Genomic DNA, 18148 nt, shown 5'->3' with positions numbered 1-18148 from the left:
GTGCTGCAACGTTTAATCACTTTGACCTTTCCGCTGGTGCTGGCGGGGTGTATCTCACTGGATCCGGACTATCAGCGCCCGCAGGCACCGGTGCCCTCAACGCTGCCGCAAGGGGCGGCTTATACCGCGCCCTCCGGTAAATTGTCATTAAGCTACCCGGACATTCCATGGCGTGACTATGTGGTCGATAGTCGGTTACGGCAGGTGGTGGAAATGGGGCTGAGCAGCAGTCGCGATTTGCGCGAGGCCATTGCCAACATCGAATCTGCCAGGGCGCTCTACGGTGAGCAGCGTGCCGATCTGTTTCCTACCATCAATGCCGGTCTGGAAGGAACGCGTTCACGCGCTCTGACCGGTGGGGCAAACAACGCTACTGCGATTAGCCAAAGCTACGAGGCTAACGCCAGCACCAGCGCCTTCGAGTTGGATCTGTTTGGCAAAAATCGCAGCCTGACTCGCTCTAAATTCGAGAGCTATTTGGCGGAGTCCGAGGCGGCTAAAAGTACCCGTTTGGCGTTGATTGCCGACATCGTGACCGACTGGGTAAATGTGGCGGCAGAACGCAGCAATCTGGCCGCGGCCAAAGGCACCATGGAAAGTGCCAAACAGTCGCTGGCGGTAACACGCAAGAATCAGCAAAACGGCATTTTGTCGATGGTTGACGTGGCGTCGGCGGAGACGGTGTATCAGCAGGCGCGTTCGGACGTAGCCAGCTATACCACCAGCGCGGCGCAGGCGAAGAATGCGCTGGATCTGGTGGTCGGAAAAAGCGTGCCGGAAAGCCTGTTACCTGATGGGATCGAAGCGTTGTCTGGCATCATGAAAGACCTGCCGGCCAATGTGTCGTCGCAGGTGCTGCTGAACCGTCCGGACGTGCTGGAAGCCGAGCATAATCTGAAGGCCGCCAATGCCAATATCGGTTCTGCCCGCGCGGCGTTCTTCCCGTCTATCAGCCTGACTGCCAGCGGCGGGGTGGGCAGTGGAGAACTGTCATCCCTGTTCAGTCAGGGGGCGGGTGTTTGGTCGTTTGCACCGAGCATCAGCTTGCCAATCTTTACCGGCGGCTATAATACGGCGCAGTTGAATTACACCAAGGCGCAGAAAGATCTCTACGTCGCCACCTATGAGAAAGCGGTGCAGACGGCATTCCAGGAAACGGCCGATGCGTTGGCACGCAAGGGCACAATCCAGGAACAGTTAGCGGCACAAACCGGCTATGTGGCGGCCTCGCAGGAATATTATCGCCTGGCGGAGCTGCGTTACCGCCACGGAGTAGATACCTATCTGGTTATGCTGGACGCACAGCGCACGCTGTATACCGCCCAGCAGTCGCTGATTGCGGCTCGCCAAACCGAATATCAGAACCTGATTACTCTGTATAAAGTCCTGGGCGGGGGCATCGCGGCAGAAAAGCAGGGCGATGGCGTGGTTGCCAATAATAGATCTTTAACCCAATAAGATTTAAGCCTGGGCAATAATTAAATTACGCAGTGTGGTGATAGCACGCTGCGTTTTTTTATATTCATTCTGTGGTGGAAGTGTAAAGAAAGGGAAAATGACCAGACGATGGAGAACTCGCCACCATCAGCAGGGTCTGAATGATATCGCATCATTCTCGCGGCCAAATATATTGAGGTTGAAATGGAAAGTGATATTCAGCAACAGGTCATTTCAGTGATTGATCGCTATAATTCGCCCAGCCTGCTTAAAAAGGGGATTGCCGTTACGCTCAATACGGAAATTAACAAAGAGCTGCACCTGTCCTTGCCAATGTCGGAAACGCTAATGCGTGGCTATTTCGACGCCTTTCTCATCGACAGCAGCAATTACAATCATGAGCTGTATTTTCGTCAGGAGTCAAAATCGGCGTTATTGTTCTCCTCATCAAATCGTCGAGCGAATCACTGGGATCTTGAAATGGAAAGGATCCGGCCATTATATGTTTATATGCTGGTGCGATCCGCCCGGGCCAAACGCTGGCTTTATGACATTCACTTTCTGATTGAGCAATTAAAATGATCCAATATTGGATGCGTTAACTCATCGCGCCGAATGCAGTTTCAGGCCCGCAAAGAAATTGCGGGCCTTTTAACGGGATTATTGTGCCAGCAGCTCGGCAAATTTTGCCAGCCATTGCGGGTGCGCCGGCCAGGCAGGGGCGGTCACCAGATTGCCGTCAACATGGGCCTGATCGATACCGATATCCGCATAGTGGCCTCCGGCCAACTGCACTTCCGGGGCGCAGGCCGGATAGGCGCTGCAGGTTCTGCCTTTAAGCACCCCGGCGGCGGCCAACAGCTGCGGGCCGTGACACACGGCGGCGATGGGTTTGCGCGCGGCATCAAAAGCCTGCACCAGCTTGATAACCTGCGGGTTCAGACGCAGATACTCGGGCGCTCTGCCGCCGGGGATCAACAGCGCGTCGTAGTCTTCTTCTTTTGCAGCAGAAAAGTCGGCATTCAGGGTGAAACGGTGGCCAGGTTTTTCACTGTAGGTCTGCGCGCCGTCGAAATCATGGATTGCCGTCATGATGTAATCGCCTTTGACCTTGTCCGGGCAGACGGCATCCACCTGATGGCCAATCATCTGCAATGCCTGAAAGGGCACCATGGTTTCATAATCTTCAGCGTAATCACCAACCAGCATCAGGATCTTTTTCTTGCTCATACGGGGATCTCCGGGAGGAATAATCCCTAACATATAGCCTACCGCTGGGTGGAACGCGAACCTGCCCCTGGCGCGGATGCATCTATACTGATTTTACCGCCGGAGGCGGTTCAGGGAGATCAACCTCAATGAGGTGGCGCAGTATCTCAATTATTGACTCACCGGGCTTCCCGGTTTCTGCTCATGAGACCCTCACATGCTTAATTTGGCCACATTGCTTGAAGAGAGTGCGCGTACTTTCCCCAACCGTCTGGCACTGGTTCAGGACGAAGTCCAGCTTAGCTATGTCGAACTCGATCAATTTGCCAACCAGGTCGCCCATCTGCTGAGGGGGCGGGGCGTGAAACCGGGGGAGCGGGTGGCGCTGGCCTGCCCCAACCGTTGGGAGTTTCCGGCGATTTATTTCGGCATTCTCAAAGCGGGTGCGGTGGTGGTGCCGTTAAATACCTTGCTGAAAGCGGGGGAGTTTGAATACTACCTGCAGGATTCGCAGGCGGTGGCCTTTTTTTGCTTTGAAGGGGGCCAGGGATTGACGTTGGGGGAAGAGGCAAAAATCGCGTTCGATTCCGCTCAACAGTGCCGCGATTTCATTATTATCGGTGACAGCCTGGCGCTGAGCGGCGACCGCTTCAGCCAGGCCATCCGCCAGCAACCTGCCGATTTTGACAGTGCCAGCACCCTGGAGTCCGATACCGCAGTGATCCTCTACACCAGCGGAACCACCGGTCGTGCCAAAGGCGCGGAGTTGACCCATTCCAACCTGGTATTGAATGCGCTGGGTTCGGTACAGTTATTCAACAGCTCGGTAGAACGCCCCGATCGTCATTTGGTGACGCTGCCGCTGTTCCATACTTTCGGCTCCACCGTCCAGATGAATGCCGGCTTTGCCTTGGGGGCGACGCTGGTGCTGGTTCCGCGTTTTGATGCAAAGTTGGCTATCTCGCTGATGCAAAAATACGCCATCACTTTTTTCGCCGGCGTACCTACCATGTACTGGGCATTGCTGAACGCGCTGGACGACAGCGTAGATCTGGCGCTGTTGCGCAAAAATCTGCGCATGGCGGTCTCCGGCGGGGCCAGTTTGCCGGTGCAGATCATTGAAGATTTTGCCCGTCGTTTCGGCGTTAACATTCTGGAGGGGTACGGACTGTCGGAAACCAGTCCGGTCGCTACCTTCAATCACCCAGGACGCGTTAACAAAGTGGGATCTATCGGCCAACCGATCTGGGGCGTTGAGGTCCGCCTGGTTGATGTCACCGGCAAAACGGTGGCGGGTATTGATCAGGTCGGCGAGATTGCGGTGCGCGGCCACAACGTGATGAAAGGTTACCTTAACCGACCGGAGGCCACGGCCGAAGTTCTGGAAAACGGCTGGTTTAGAACCGGCGATCTGGCGCGACGCGACGCCGATGGCTTTTATTTTATTGTCGATAGGTCGAAAGACGTGATTATCCGCGGGGGATTCAACGTTTATCCGCGCGAAGTGGAGGAACTGATGATTCGCCATCCGGCCGTTTCCTTCGTGGCGGTGATCGGGGTGCCGCATCCATCGCTGGGAGAGGAAATTAAAGCGGTGGTGGTGTTGAAGGACCTAGATGACCCGGTAACGGAGGGGGCGCTGATCGCCTGGACCAAAGAGCGACTGGCGGCGTTTAAATATCCGCGTATCGTAGAGTTTGTCGAACGGCTACCGATGACCAGCACCGGAAAGGTGTTGAAAAGGTTACTGCGCTGAGGGGCTCTGTTTGGAAATAATCCCGGCCTGCAAAGCAAGCCGGGAGGGATAACGCATTAACCTGGGTAAATGCCACGCTCTTTACGTGCGGTCAGGATACGCTCACAGGCGACGATATAAGCCGCGGTGCGCAGGCTGCATTCTTTCTCTTCGGACTTGTTCCAAACGTGAATCATAGCGTCGGTCATGATCTTGTCCATACGCTCGTTGATTTCGCTTTCGCTCCAGAAGTAGCTGGCCATGTCCTGCACCCACTCGAAGTAACTGACGGTCACGCCGCCGGCGTTACAGATAACGTCAGGCACTACGGTGATGTTGCGTGAACGCAGAACGTCGTCCGCATCTGGATAGGTTGGGCCGTTCGCCCCTTCCAGTACCAGCTTGGCGCTGAGGATTTCTGCACGTTGACGGGTGATCTGACCTTCCAGGGCGGCTGGGATCAGGATGTCCATGTCTACGGACCAGAAAGCTTCGCTTTCGATTTCTTTGGCGCCAGGGAAGCCGGCGATCTGCTTGTTCTTGGCTTGCCATTCGGTCAGCGCGCTCAGGTCGATGCCGTCCGGATTGAACAGGGTAGCTGAGTGGTCCTGGATCACCACTACGCGTGCGCCGATGCCGACGAACAGACGAGCCGCTTCGCTGCCCACGTTACCAAAGCCCTGTACTGCCACTTTGGCACCTTCGAGCTGCACGCCCAAACGTTTGGCCACTTCACAACCGGTAACGAACACGCCACGGCCGGTCGCTTTTTCACGGCCCAGAGAGCCGCCCAGATGGATAGGCTTGCCGGTGACGACGCCGGTGATGGTAGTGCCGTGGTTCATGGAGTAGGTATCCATCATCCAGGCCATCACTTTGGAGTTGGTGCCGACGTCCGGTGCGGGAATATCTTTCTGTGGGCCGATGATAAAGCCGATTTCGCTGGTGTAGCGGCGGGTCAATCTTTCCAGCTCGCCTTCAGACAGTTTGAAAGGATCGACGCGGATCCCCCCCTTGGCGCCACCGTAAGGCAGGTTAACTGCCGCACATTTGATGGTCATCCAGGCTGACAACGCCATAACCTCATCGAGATCAACATCTGGATGGTAACGGATGCCGCCTTTACCCGGGCCGCGCGACAGGTTGTGCTGAACGCGGAAACCTTCGAAGTGGCGGATTGAACCGTCGTCCATTTGCAGAGGAATATCAACGATCAGCGCACGCTTAGGGTGACGCAGGGTATCAACCCAACGCGACAGCTCACCGAGATAAGGTGCAACGCGGTCAATTTGTTGCAGATAGGTGGCCCAGGCCGTTGTGCTGCTTTCTGAAGCGTAGGATAGCTTTTCCATAACCAACCTTTTTATATATAGGTATTTATTTTGTTTAACCGTGGATTACTAAGTGCATAACACTTTTGCGACGCTAAATTTACCATTAAAAACGCGGCTTGTTAGCCCCCACTCATCGGGCCACAGGCCGGTTTCAAGCCGGTTTGGCGACGCAAAAATGAATAGTTAATTACTTTTGTACGGTGGTCGCGGGGGGTACCCATGCTTTATGCATAAAAAATGCATAAAACCCGTTTTCATCTATTTTTCAGAAGCTTGAATGTGATCAAAAAGTTTCATTTTATTTAAGTGTCGTGTTGACAATGCCGTTTCCTGACGCCGGAGTTAAATTCATGTTAAATCGGCGTTGTCAGCGTTTTATTCTTGAACAAAAATAATCACAACTGACTGATAATAAATGAATCATCCTCCAAGCTCATGCTTCGCATGCTAAATGAGCGCAACCGCGCAGCTCGAACAGCCATTTTCTGATGCGTACAGTTTTTAACTTCCCTTTAACAAAGGGCCGGTATCGTTTTGCCGGTATCCCCAGCAGGGGGGCCTGAAAGTATCCGTCACACAAATTTGGGTATTCCAGTATTTCTTCACCTCACGTTACAATATGTGGAAAAGATTCCATTACAGAATTCCTGATTATGGAATTAACCCCGTCAACGGTTCAGGTCTGCCATGCAAAATAAACTGGAAATGTTGCGCATCTTTTGTACCGTCGCAGAGTCAAGAAACTTCAAAGATGCTGCGATACTTCTGGGCATCTCACCTCAGGCGGTGACCCGTGCGGTGAAAGAACTCGAACAGCAGCGTGGTGAAATTTTGTTTTACCGAAGCACCCGGCAGATGAAAATAACGGCCGATGGTGAGCGCCTCGCGCAATATGCCCGGCAGGCTGTTAACGCTGTCGATACCTTGTTGACGGTAAAACCGCAGCCAAAGTCAGATGAGATGCGGGGAACCATTCGGCTGACGGTGTCTTCCGTGTTTGGCCGCAAGTTTATTATTCCGGCATTAACGCAATTTTCCCTGCGTTACCCGGATATAGTTGTGGACTGTATTTTGACAGATACACACAGTGATGTGATTGATGAGCGGATAGACATTGGTATTCGCTTCGGTTTTTTACCTGATAACCGTTATGTGGCACGTGAGCTGGCTAAAATCCATTTTTTTGCCGTCGGTACACCAGAATTGATTAATCAGACAGGAATGCCCAAACGTGTTGATGAGCTGGACTTGTTCCCGCTGACAGCATTGATTGATCATAAAACCGGGCGTTGCTGGCCTTGGAGTTTCAAGAACACGCGAAGTTTTACGCCGTCGAATCCACGTTTTATTACCGATGATCTGGAAGCTGAGTTTCAGGCCGTGCTCGATGGCGTCGGTTTTGGACATATGCCCGGATTTCTGGCACTGCCTTATTTAAAAAGTGGGCACCTGATTCAGATCCTGGAAAACAATGCTTTCGCAAGCTGGGGGCTCTATCTTTATCGGCCACAGCGTGGGCCAACATCGTTGCGGATTAGGACGTTATTTGATTATCTGGCTGATATATTAGCGGATATTGAAACCTGACCTTATACAGAAAAGCTATTTATCTGGCGATCAGGGATGTGTCAAACAAATGGAGTATGCCAATCCAGAACTGACGGCGGAGGATGAGCCGTTTTATTATCAAGTTTGGCGATCGCCAGAGCGATCACCTTTAATGAGTGGGCAGTTACGCAGAATTATTTACAGGTTCGTTCGACCTCAATAGAGGCTTATTCAATATCAATAACTACCTTGATAGATGCCGAACCGTCCTGCACTGCGTGGTGCGCGTCGAGAGCCTGATCGAGATTGAAATGACGGATGTCGACAACCGGATGAATTTTACCCTCTTCAATCAGGCGGGTAGCGGCTTCCAGTATTTCACCATGATGAGCACGAGCTTCTCCAGACAGCATGGGCATCAGGACAAACACGCCAGACAGCGTGGCACAACGTAGCGAAGATACCGCCAGATTATGCTCACCGAACGCGGCACAACTGGTGATATGTCCGTAATGTCGGGTCATGCCCAGCGAATCTTGCAGAACCTGGCCTCCCACAGTGTCATAAACAATGTCAAAGCCCTGGCCTGAGGTGCAGTTGTTCACGATCTCTTGCGCAGACAGCGCGGTGTAATCCAGTGGTGTTGCACCTAACTGAGCGATCAGTGATTGCTTAGCCGTTGAGCCTGTGGCCCAGACATTGGCACCCATGGCCTTTGCCAGTTGCACAACCATGTGACCAACGCCACCGGCGCCGCCCTGGACCAGCACATTCTGCCCCGGTTTTACCTTCGCATTATCGACCAGGCCTTCCCAGGCCGTTAATAAGGTCAACGGAATGGCAGCGGCTTCACGCATGGATAAATTACGGGGTTTCAGTGCCAGTAAGTCGACATCAACCGCAGCATATTGCGCAAGAGAACCCTGAAGTCCACGAACGCCACCGGTCAGGCCATAAACTTCATCACCGACATTGAATCGTTCGACGCCATCACCAACGGCAACGATAACCCCCGCCATATCAGTCCCCAGCACCGCCGGTAGCTCTGGCATTGCGTAGGGCGCTTCGCCGAGGCGAATTTTATAATCAATAGGGTTAACGCCACTCGCGTGTATCCGTACCAGCACTTGGCCCGCTCCAGCTGTTGGTACAGGGTATTGAACTTGGCTAAATTGCTCGTCGGCAAAATTTTCCAGCACCAGCGCAGTCATCATCGTATTCATAAATTTAATCTCCGAAATAGAAGTATGGGAGTAAATATACCAGTACAGGTGATGGCAGATAATGAAACCATCTGGATTTTATAATTCCATAAAGTGGCATTAATGGGTTGATGTAGTGATCCATGAACAACTAACACCGCCCTGACCGTTGATTGCTAAAACAGTAGGTCCGGTGCGGGAGGGTGGTAAGCCGTTCCCCCGCTCGGCATTGCGGGGCAACTGAGGTATGCTAAGCGGCTGACCCAATGATGAAAACTGGCCAATATCATCATGCCTTATCGCTATGGAGTAATAGCAAAGTGCTGAAAACCACGTCCCAATTAGAATTACTGCAGTCGGTCGCCGACGGCATTGCAGCGCTGTTTTTTCCCAATGTGGAAGTGGTGATACACGATCTCTCTACCAATAAGGTGGCCTACCTCGCCAATAATCTGTCGAAACGCAAACCGGGTGACGATGCCGGTTTGGAGGATTTTGACATCGACAGCGAAGGCCAGGTGACCGGCCCTTATGAAAAGCTCAACTGGGACGGCAAGAAAATGCGATCGGTGAGCATTGCCGCAAAAGACGAACAGGGCGTTCCCCGCTACCTGCTGTGCATTAATTTGAGCACCGCGACATTTGAAGACGCCAGAAATGCGTTGGATATGTTCCTGTCGGTCACCCGTTTGCAGCCTCAGCCACAGCAGTTATTCAAAGATGACTGGCAGGAGAAGATCAACACCTTCCTGCACGAGTGGATCCGCCGGCAAAATGCCTCATTGGGTTCATTGAGTCGCGAACAGAAAAAGCAGTTGGTGATTGACCTGTATAACGAAGGTGCGTTCAAAGCCAAAAGCGCCGCTGATTATATCGCCAACGTGTTATCCCTCGGCCGCGCCACGGTTTACAAATACCTGAAAGAGTTAAAAAAGGGCGAGGGTGCTGCCTAAAAACCTGAGCAAGCCTGATGACGGGCAGCTGTCCTCTAGGATCCGTGCCCCTTTGCACTGCTGAATAACTCTGATATGGTTGCACAATACAACCATATCAGAGCCGCGATCATGTCAATCCTCCAACCAAGTCCGTATTTACACCCGATCAGGGATGCGTCGCGCCATTTGGTGCGTGAGCTGGGATTTATGGGCAATACCCTGGCAGGAACCGACCTGCCGCCATCGGCGGTGCATGCGTTGATTGAAATAGGCGATCGGCACGTTGATACCGCCGCCGAGCTTTGCAGCGTGCTGAACCTGGAGAAATCCAGCGTCAGCCGCATGCTGAACAAGCTGATCAAAGCCGGGGAGCTGGCAACGCAGGCCAGCCCGCGAGATGCCAGAGAGAAGATCCTGCGGCTGACGGCGCAAGGGCGAGAAACCCTGGCGGGCATCAATCGTTTTGCCGATCGTCAGGTGCTTACCGCTCTGGCGCAGTTGCCGGCCGACGCCAGCGTCGGCATCGCCGATGGGCTGCATAGCTATGCCACAGCGTTGCGAGCACATCGCTTGGGGGAAACGTCGGTTTCTGCAGCGCCCATCGAGATTGTCAGCGGTTATCTGCCGGGCTTCACCGCCAGAACGCTGGAAATGCACATGCAATACTATTCCCGCACCGTGGGGTTCGGCGCCTTCTTTGAAGCTGCGGTGGGCTCAGCATTGGCCGATCTGGCCGGGCGTTTGTCGAATCCATTAAACCAGACCTGGTCCGCCCTGAAGGGCGATCGCATTGTCGGCTCGGTTTCGATTGATGGCGAAACCTTGGGGGGCAACCGCGCTCACTTGCGCGCATTTATCATCGATGACAGCTTACGTGGCGGCGGCATTGGCCGCCAGTTGCTGAATCGGGCAGTCAGTTTTTGCGATGAAAATGCCTTTGACGAAATCCATCTGTGGACCTTCAAAGGGCTGGATGCGGCCCGGCATCTTTATGAAAGCGTCGGTTTCGTGCTTGCAGAAGAGCAGCCGGGCACGCAGTGGGGGCAATTGATGACCGAACAGCTATTTATTCGCCGCCCAGTTGCCCCAAATTGACATACTGGGTTTCGAGATATTCCTCGAGTCCCACATCCGCGCCCTCACGGCCCAGGCCAGACTCTTTGACGCCGCCAAAGGGCGCCACCTCGGTCGAGATAATGCCTTCATTGATGCCCACCATACCGCTTTCCAGCTGGCGCGAGACACGGAACGCACGCGCCAGGTCGCGAGTGTAGAGATAGGCGGCCAATCCGAAAGGCGTGTCGTTAGCCCTGCGGATCACTTCTTCTTCGGTATGGAAACGGAAGCAGGCTGCCAGCGGCCCGAAAGTTTCTTCATGCGCCAACCGCATCTGTTCGTTGGCGTCGGCCAATACCGTGGGTTGGAAGAAGGTTCCCCCGAGCGGATGGCGCTCGCCCCCGCACATCAGTCGTGCTCCCTGGCTTAATGCATCCTGCAGGTGAGCCTCCACTTTTTCTACCGCTTTCAGATGGATTAACGGCCCTTGCTGGGCTCCTGGCGTCATGCCGGGAGCCACTTTCAACGCCCGGGTGGCCTCGGTCAATAACTGGATAAAACGATCGTAAACGCCGTCCTGAATATAGAAGCGATTCACGCACACGCAGGTTTGGCCACTGTTACGGAATTTGGCCGCCATCGCGCCCGCCACCGCCGCACTCAGGTCCGCATCGTCAAACACGATAAAGGGGGCGTTCCCTCCCAGTTCCAGCGACAGTTTTTTCACCGTATCCGCCGCCTGACGCATCAGCAGTTTTCCCACCGGTGTCGAACCGGTAAAGGAGACCTTGCGCACCTGTGAACTTGCCATCAGTGACGTACCAATCGCCGGGGTATCGCCGGAGACGGCGTTAATCACCCCGGGGGGAACGCCGGCCTGTTCTGCCAGCACGATCAGCGCAAAGGCGGAAAGTGGGGTCTCATTGGCCGGTTTGATCACGGCGGTACACCCGGCTGCCAGCGCGGGGCCGAGCTTGCGCGTCAGCATGGCCAAGGGAAAATTCCACGGCGTGATCGCGGCAATGACGCCAACCGGCTGTTTAAAGGTCAGGATTTGGTTGCCGGCTTTGGTGGCAGGAATGGTGTGACCGTAGGCGCGCTTGGCCTGCTCGGCAAACCATTCAATAAAGCTGGCGGCATAAAGCACTTCTCCCTGTGCTTCGCTCAATACCTTGCCTTGTTCTGCCACCATCAGCTCCGCCAACGGGGCCTGATGCGCCACGATCAGTTGAAACCAGCGTTGCAGGATCTGTGAGCGTGCCTTTGCCGGCAAGGCGCGCCAGGCAGGCAGTGCGGCCGAGGCTGCCGCAATTGCCGCTTCGGTTTCTGCGGCGCCGGCAAGGGCGACTTCCGCCAGTTTCTCGCCGGTGGCGGGGTTGTTTACGGGATAGTGCCGAGGTGCGCTGCGCCATTGGCCGTCGCAATACCAGCCGTTGCGTAGCAGGGAAGAATAGGAGGTCATGCAATGTTCCTTGTGTCGGTATTGTCCAGGGTAAAACCGCGAGTTGGGCGGCTCTCACGCGCAATGCGTTTGCCTGCGGTGTAATCGTTAATCACATCGCAGGGGGTGTAGTGGCGTTCCAGCTCATAGCGTTCGTCGTCACTGAGCGGGGTCGATAAGGCACTGACGGCGCTGTCTATCTGTTGCACAGTGTCGGCGCCGACCAGCATGCAGTCCACTCCCCGGTGACCGAGCACCCAGGCCTGAGCAATTTGCGCCGGCGGGAGACCGCGCAGCGTCGCCACCTGGCTGACCGAGTGTGCGACGTTGCGCGAAGCCGTATCGGCATACATCTCCTGAGTGAAGAAATCCGTTTGGTTTCGCACCGAGTTGAAATCGCAGCTTAATAACCCCCGAGCCAGGGGGCTGAACACCGAAATGCCCAAACCTTGATCGCGGCACAAGGGGATCATCTCGCGCTCTTCTTCGCGGTAGGCGCAGTTGAGCTGCAATTGCATGTTGATGGGCTTGACGAACCCCTGTCGCTCGCATATCCACAGGATTTTCGCCAATTGCCAGGCATACATGGTCGATACGCCGACATACCGCGCCTTGCCTGCTCGGACGATATCGTTCATCGCCGACCAGGTTTCTTCGACGGGGGTGTTCACGTCAAAGTAGTGCAGCATGTAAATATCGACATAATCGGTGCCCAGGCGACGCAGGCTGGCGTCAATACTGGTCATGATGTGCTTGCGTGAATGCCCCTGATTATTGCTGCCGCCACCCAGCGGGTAGCCGACTTTGGTGGTCAACACCAGCTCGTCGCGCTGGGCCACGCGCGCAATGATGCGGCCAACCACTTCCTCGCCTGCGCCGCTGGAGTAAAAATCCGCCAGGTCAATGAAGTTGATCCCGCACTCGAGCGCGTGGCGTATCAGCGGCTCGCTTTGCTGTTCGTCAAAAATCCAGGGTTTCCATTGTTTGCTGCCCATGTTCATGGTGCCGAGGCACAAGCGGGAAACTTTCAGTCCACACTGACCAAGATTGATGTAATCCATGGCGTTCTCCTCAGGCACGCGGGGTATAAAAGGGATTAGTCAGCTGTGGCAGAGCCTGGGCGAGCTGGCTACGGTTGGGCAACTGATTCATCGCCGCATGGATCGCCTGGCTGCAGGCGCGGTAGTTATTCCGATACACCTCGTCCAGATCGTCACAGGCCGGATTCACCCAGTTGGCGGTCACGATGCACCACTGGTCTTCGGCCTCTGGCGGCAGGACCCCCTCCAGCAGGGCTTCCGCCACCGCTTTGGCGATGGCCGCCTGGGAGGCACCCCAGGTGGCGTTGCCATGCAGTTCACCGCTGATTTCGGCCTTGTTGACATACAGCGTCATAGGTTTGGTAGGCACATTGGGTTTCACTACCACCATAAAGGGGCAGTGTCCCTGGCTGGGGGAAGCCAGACTGGATGAGAACGCCTGACCAACCGCACCCTGACGCGGGCCGATCAAAACATTGATGTGCGAGGCGTTAACGCCATTACCCTCAAACCCTTCACCGATATACATTTCCACGTCATTGCTCCTGTTTTCAGTCAGATGGTGCTATTTAATCGTCGCGGCCAACGCACTGTCTGCGCGCTGTGCCGGATCCTGGCTGGCGTCCACCAGGGTTAATCCTTTGGTTTCTGGCGCCCAGGCGATGGAGACTAACGCGCCGATAATCAAGATCACGGCCAGAATGCCGGTGGTGGCGGGCATGCCGTAGTGGACAATCGCCAGTGGCAACAGGCCGGTGCCGATGGCAGAACCCAGACGGCTCATTGACGTGGCGAACCCGACGCCCATTGAGCGGACTTCCGTAGGGAAACTTTCCGCGGGAAAAACGCCGACCAGGTTGCTGACCGCCGACATCACCAGCGTGAAAGCTGCAAACAGCGCGATCAGCCACGCCGATTGGCTGGCGGGGATCAGGCTAAGCAACACCAGGCAGGCCGCGAGGAACACGAAGGAACCGATCAGGAAGCCTCGTCGTGAACAGAACATGGTCAGCAAAATGCCGAGCAGCGCACCGACGATCAGCAGGCCGTTGAGCAACAGGTCGGTGGCGAAATTTTGATCCAGGCCCATGACCTGCAGAATGGACGGCAAGAAGGTATAAATCGCAAAGTAGGGGATCACCAGACAGACAAAGAACAGGCTGTTGAACGCGGTGCGCCGACGATATACCGGGCCGAACAGCGAGAAAAAGCGCTGTTTACTCAGGGTGGGGGCCTCATCAACCAGCTTGACGTTAGGGCCAAAATAGCGGTGTACGATGGCCATGGCCTGTTCGTGACGCCCTTTTCCCATCAGCCAGCGGGGAGATTCCGGCGTGCCTATGCGCATGAGCAATATGATGACGGCCGGCACGGCGGATGAAGAGAGCAGCCAGCGCCAGGCATCCGGTCCCATCGCCGTCAGGAAGTGACCGGCAAACCCGGCGGCTACGTAGCCAAAAGTCCAGATCACGCTGAAAGATCCCAGCAGTACGCCACGGTGTTTACGGGGAGAAAATTCGGCCAGCATGGTGTGACCGACGGAGAAGTCGCCGCCTAATCCGATGCCGACCAGCACCCGCAGCAAGAAGAGCTGTTCCGGCGTGGTGGCGAAAAATTGCAGCGCCGAGGCCAGGGTGATCACCACAAAGCTAAAGCAGAATATTTTTTGTCGACCGATGTAATCGGCAACCCAGCCGAGCACCAAACTGCCGATAAACAGGCCGATCAGCGCTGAACTGCCCAACATGCCTTCCCAAAAGGCGGAGATCCCCATTTGCGGTTTGATTTGCGCCAGGGCGAAGCCTATGACGCCCAGCACATAGCCGTCGGTGAAGTGGGCACCGAAAGTCAGCCCGGCGATTTTGAGATGGAATCGGTTTAAGGGGACGTCATCCATACGTATTTGTTGTGATGTCAGATGTTGCATTGCCCTGTCCTCCAGTTGGAGTGGTGTGGGGTTATTGTTGGTTCTTTGTTTTGAATGCGTAAACAATGTGGCAGCAGACCCGCGCTTCGGCGAGTGCGTTTTAGTCATACCCTCAGGTGGAAAACGCATGTGATCGGCTTCTGGTTTTACAGAAATAAACGGGGTGCAGACTGGCGAATCACTGCAAATTAGCAACATATGGTTAACATGTTGTTTTATGCACAGAGGCTTCGCGTATCGTGAGAAAACTTCCTTCACTCAGTATGTTGCGCGTATTCGAGGAAACCTGCCGAACGCTGAGTTTCAGCAAAGCGGCAGAGGCGTTATTTATTACTCAAAGCGCCGCCAGCCGGCAGATCAAGCAGCTTGAAGCTTTCCTGGGCAAGCTGCTGTTTGTCCGTAGCCACAGTGGCCTGGCGTTGACGCAGGACGCGATCTCGTTACTGCCAAGAGTGCGGCAGTCGCTGGATATCCTGGAGGAGGGGATCCAGCATGTACAACTGCACAATCCGTTACAGCACCTGCGTCTGCAGGTGGCACCGACCTTTGCCACCCGTTGGCTGGCTCCCCGCTTGGTGGCGTTGCGCAGCCGTAACAGCCAGTTGCAGATCGCCCTGATCAGTGAAACCCGGCAAAAATATTGCGATTTCGACTGCGCCATCCGCTTTGGCGATGCGGATGACTGCGCCGCCCGGGGCGAATGGTTATGCCATGAACGACTGGTGTTGGTCGGCAGCCCTTTACTGATGGTCAATGGCGGCTTCCCGCCGCTGCATACCCAGCCTCAGTTACACATCCTCAATGGCGATATTCGCCTGGACAACTGGCCCTGCTGGCTGACGACGGCGGGACAGGCTATTGCCGGCCAGCAAAGCGGGCTGGAGTTCAGTACGCAGGACCAGGTGATTAACGCCTGCATTACCGGCGCAGGCTACGCCGTGTTGGATCGGATGATGATCCGCAATGAGTTGCAAAGCGGTCTGCTGGTGCTGCTGTCGCCGGTTGAGTTGAAAAGCCGCAACGGTTACTGGTTGGAAATTCCCGCAGGCAAGCGCGATATGCCCCGGGTGGGGTATTTTCATGATTGGCTGCAGCAGGAAATCCGGCAGCGGTCAGGGTATCCTGAGCCGTTGCCGGGCATGATCGCCGCGCTGTGAGCGGACGTGGAGATACCGGTGTAGGGGTGTGTTACCTTGTTGTTAATGAGCATTGCCCGCCGTTGTTGCTGCGGGCCTACCAGGGGAATAACGTGTCTTCAATTGTTGAGTTGTTAAAACTGCATCCGGTGATTGCCGCCGTAAAAGATAATGAAAGTCTGCAGGCAGCGGTGAAGTCAGACTGCCGGATTATTTCGGTGCTCTACGGCAATATCTGCAACATCGGACGTATCGTGCAGCAGATTAAAGAGGCCGGAAAATATGCCTTTGTACACGTAGATCTGTTGGAGGGAAGTTCCAACAAAGAAATCGTGATTAACTTTCTGAAGATCGTGACCGCCGCCGACGGCATCATCAGTACCAAAACCTCAATGGTCAAAGCTGCGCGTCAGCAGGGGTTCTATGCCATTCACCGGCTGTTTATCCTCGATTCCATCTCCTTCCATAACGTCGACAAGCAGGTAGCGCAGTCCACGCCGGACTGCATCGAAATCCTGCCAGGCTGCATGCCGAAAGTGTTGGGTTGGGTGGCGGATAAAATCGATTTGCCGATCATCGCCGGCGGCCTGGTGTGTGATGAAGACGACGCCCAGACGGCGTTAAAAGCCGGAGCGATTGCCGTCTCCACCACCAACCATGACGTGTGGAAGTTGGCGTTATAGCTAATCCACCAGAGGGCTGAGCGCACGCAATAGCGGATCGAGGTGTGCGTTCACCTGTTGGTAAACCCGCTCATTGAGTTGCTGATAAAAAAGATGATTAGGGTTGTCCGGCATAAAGCGGTCGCCGATTTTCACCAGCCTTTCGGTGGCCTGCTGATAGCTTTCGAACACGCCAATCGCCATGCCGGCATTGATGGCGCATCCCACCGCGGCAGAGCCGCTCATCAGGTTCCGACGCGTCGGGATCCCGAATACGTCGGCGAAAATTTGCATAAACAAATCGCTGTTGGCGCCGCCGCCGGAGATGATCAGGCTGCTGAAGGGCGTATTCAGCTCCTGCGCCATTTTATCCATGTGGTTTTTCATGGTGAAGGCGATACCTTCCAGCATAGAGCGGTACATGTGCGCCCGGGTATGACGGCCATCGAAGCCAATCATCGCACCTTTGCGGTACTCGGCTTCTGAGGGAGGTGCCCAGTCATGGACGGTAATCAAACCTTCGCAGCCCGCCGGCACCCGTTCGGCCTCGTGGTTCAACAGTTCTTCGATGCTAACCCCCGCGTCATGGGCCGCAGACAATGCCGCCGCGCCAAACTGGTCGCGAAACCAGCTGATGGTCCACATACCGCGACGCACGCCCATACACTCATACAAATAACGGCCGGGGATCGAAGCCTGGAAAGGCCAGAAATGCCGTGCGTTTTTCACGTTGGCATGGCCATGCACCATGGCGCCGATATAGGTGCCAAGGGAAATAAGCGCGACCCCCTCGTCCAGTGAACCTGCCCCCAGGGCTTCTACCGCTTTATCGTGCGCAGTCGCGACAACAGGGAGACCTGCTGGTAAACCGATTTGCTGTGCCGCCCGTTCGCTGAGATAACCGAGGATTTCCCCCGGCTTCACCACGTCCAGTACCCGATCTCGCGTCAGATTGCAGCTTTGCCAGACCGCCGGATCCGTGCTCCAGTCCAGGCTATCATTATCCATCGGCCACCAACCGATGTAATTGGCGCAGGTGTCTTTGAACTCGCCGGTCAGCCTATGAGTGATATACCCCGAGGTGGTGGTGATATAACGCACCTCCCGGTAGGCATCTATATACTCATAGGGCTTGTTGAGGCGCTTATCCATCCAGTTGATCACCGGGTAGGCCAGCTCACCGTTTTCTTTCAGCAGCGCACGGCAGCAGCGAACGATGCAAATCCCCATCGACAGAATGTCCTGCTGCTGACCACCGGCTTCAGCAAAACGCTGCATGACGCGACGAAACGCCACTTTGAGGGCGTCCCAGAGATCGTCATCAGGATGCTCCGCCAGCAGCGGCGCGGGGATCTCCAGCTTGCGCAGTTGCTGTTTCCCTTCGCAAATGACGTTGCCGTCCAAATCAAAAATCACCACTTTTGCGCTTTGGGTGCCAACGTCCACCCCCATTAAATACTGCTTTTTCATGCGTTCGCTCCTCAAG

General features: G+C 55.1%; 16 protein-coding genes. 8 read left to right on the top strand and 8 right to left on the bottom strand.

Features of this window, described 5'->3' with window-relative positions; genetic code table 11:
* Together LQ945_RS01330 and LQ945_RS01325 are read left to right on the top strand one after the other, a co-directional pair.
* Positions 1 to 1458 (top strand): efflux transporter outer membrane subunit, encoded by a 1458-nt coding sequence (locus LQ945_RS01330; protein ID WP_270102109.1) that lies wholly within the window; start codon positions 1 to 3, stop codon positions 1456 to 1458.
* A gap of 183 nt (positions 1459 to 1641) precedes the next feature.
* Entirely contained in the window at positions 1642 to 2019 is a 378-nt protein-coding gene (locus LQ945_RS01325; protein ID WP_333482954.1) for a DUF1493 family protein, read from the top strand.
* 78 nt (positions 2020 to 2097) lie between these two features.
* Here the strand turns inward: LQ945_RS01325 and LQ945_RS01320 are convergent, their stop codons facing one another.
* Positions 2098 to 2667: a DJ-1/PfpI family protein gene (locus tag LQ945_RS01320; RefSeq protein WP_270102107.1), complete on the bottom strand. Its 570-nt coding sequence runs from the start codon at positions 2665 to 2667 to the stop codon at positions 2098 to 2100.
* Between the two features lie 196 nt (positions 2668 to 2863).
* Here LQ945_RS01320 and LQ945_RS01315 point away from each other — a divergent pair, with 196 nt between their 5' ends.
* Entirely contained in the window at positions 2864 to 4402 is a 1539-nt protein-coding gene (locus LQ945_RS01315; protein WP_270102106.1) for a long-chain-fatty-acid--CoA ligase, read from the top strand.
* Positions 4403 to 4458: 56 nt separating this feature from the next.
* Here LQ945_RS01315 and LQ945_RS01310 read toward each other — a convergent pair whose 3' ends face one another.
* Positions 4459 to 5733: a Glu/Leu/Phe/Val family dehydrogenase gene (locus LQ945_RS01310; protein ID WP_262239590.1), complete on the bottom strand. Its 1275-nt coding sequence runs from the start codon at positions 5731 to 5733 to the stop codon at positions 4459 to 4461.
* Positions 5734 to 6402: 669 nt separating this feature from the next.
* Between LQ945_RS01310 and LQ945_RS01305 the strand changes: the two genes are divergently transcribed.
* Positions 6403 to 7302, top strand: coding sequence for a LysR family transcriptional regulator (locus tag LQ945_RS01305; protein ID WP_270102105.1), 900 nt, complete (start codon positions 6403 to 6405; stop codon positions 7300 to 7302).
* Between the two features lie 188 nt (positions 7303 to 7490).
* Here LQ945_RS01305 and LQ945_RS01300 read toward each other — a convergent pair whose 3' ends face one another.
* A complete protein-coding gene (locus LQ945_RS01300; protein WP_269935568.1) occupies positions 7491 to 8486 on the bottom strand; it encodes a zinc-dependent alcohol dehydrogenase family protein in 996 nt (331 codons plus the stop codon).
* A 299-nt stretch (positions 8487 to 8785) separates the two neighbouring features.
* Here LQ945_RS01300 and LQ945_RS01295 point away from each other — a divergent pair, with 299 nt between their 5' ends.
* A complete protein-coding gene (locus tag LQ945_RS01295) occupies positions 8786 to 9418 on the top strand; it encodes a helix-turn-helix transcriptional regulator (protein WP_262239593.1) in 633 nt (210 codons plus the stop codon).
* A gap of 111 nt (positions 9419 to 9529) precedes the next feature.
* Positions 9530 to 10495 (top strand): bifunctional helix-turn-helix transcriptional regulator/GNAT family N-acetyltransferase, encoded by a 966-nt coding sequence (locus LQ945_RS01290; protein ID WP_270102104.1) that lies wholly within the window; start codon positions 9530 to 9532, stop codon positions 10493 to 10495.
* Here LQ945_RS01290 and LQ945_RS01285 read toward each other — a convergent pair.
* From LQ945_RS01285 to LQ945_RS01270, 4 genes are read right to left on the bottom strand one after another with little or no spacing between them, the layout of a single operon-like run.
* Positions 10467 to 11918 carry an NAD-dependent succinate-semialdehyde dehydrogenase gene (locus LQ945_RS01285; RefSeq protein WP_270102103.1) on the bottom strand — a complete coding sequence of 484 codons (1452 nt, stop codon included), beginning with the start codon at positions 11916 to 11918 and terminating at the stop codon, positions 10467 to 10469. The two genes, LQ945_RS01290 and LQ945_RS01285, sit on opposite strands and share 29 nt — an antisense overlap.
* Positions 11915 to 12958 carry an aldo/keto reductase gene (locus LQ945_RS01280; RefSeq protein WP_270102102.1) on the bottom strand — a complete coding sequence of 348 codons (1044 nt, stop codon included), beginning with the start codon at positions 12956 to 12958 and terminating at the stop codon, positions 11915 to 11917. The genes LQ945_RS01285 and LQ945_RS01280 overlap by 4 nt, the downstream gene beginning before the upstream one ends.
* 10 nt (positions 12959 to 12968) lie before the next feature.
* Positions 12969 to 13472 (bottom strand): formaldehyde-activating enzyme, encoded by a 504-nt coding sequence (gene fae, locus LQ945_RS01275; protein ID WP_081835850.1) that lies wholly within the window; start codon positions 13470 to 13472, stop codon positions 12969 to 12971.
* A 30-nt stretch (positions 13473 to 13502) separates the two neighbouring features.
* On the bottom strand, positions 13503 to 14864 hold the full coding sequence (locus LQ945_RS01270) for an MFS transporter (RefSeq protein WP_269935572.1): 1362 nt from the start codon (positions 14862 to 14864) through the stop codon (positions 13503 to 13505).
* A gap of 239 nt (positions 14865 to 15103) precedes the next feature.
* Here LQ945_RS01270 and LQ945_RS01265 point away from each other — a divergent pair, with 239 nt between their 5' ends.
* Positions 15104 to 16021, top strand: coding sequence for a LysR substrate-binding domain-containing protein (locus tag LQ945_RS01265; protein ID WP_269935573.1), 918 nt, complete (start codon positions 15104 to 15106; stop codon positions 16019 to 16021).
* Between the two features lie 92 nt (positions 16022 to 16113).
* Entirely contained in the window at positions 16114 to 16683 is a 570-nt protein-coding gene (locus LQ945_RS01260) for a glycerol-3-phosphate responsive antiterminator (RefSeq protein ID WP_044551198.1), read from the top strand.
* On the opposite strand, the gene LQ945_RS01255 is transcribed toward LQ945_RS01260, so the two are convergent.
* Positions 16684 to 18132: an FGGY-family carbohydrate kinase gene (locus LQ945_RS01255; protein ID WP_270102101.1), complete on the bottom strand. Its 1449-nt coding sequence runs from the start codon at positions 18130 to 18132 to the stop codon at positions 16684 to 16686.
* Positions 18133 to 18148: the final 16 nt, after the last annotated feature.

This window comes from Serratia liquefaciens (assembly GCF_027594825.1).
Taxonomy (GTDB): Bacteria; Pseudomonadota; Gammaproteobacteria; order Enterobacterales; family Enterobacteriaceae; genus Serratia; species Serratia liquefaciens_A.
Note: the sequence above shows the minus strand (reverse complement) of the source record. Positions and strands in the feature narration are given on the sequence as shown.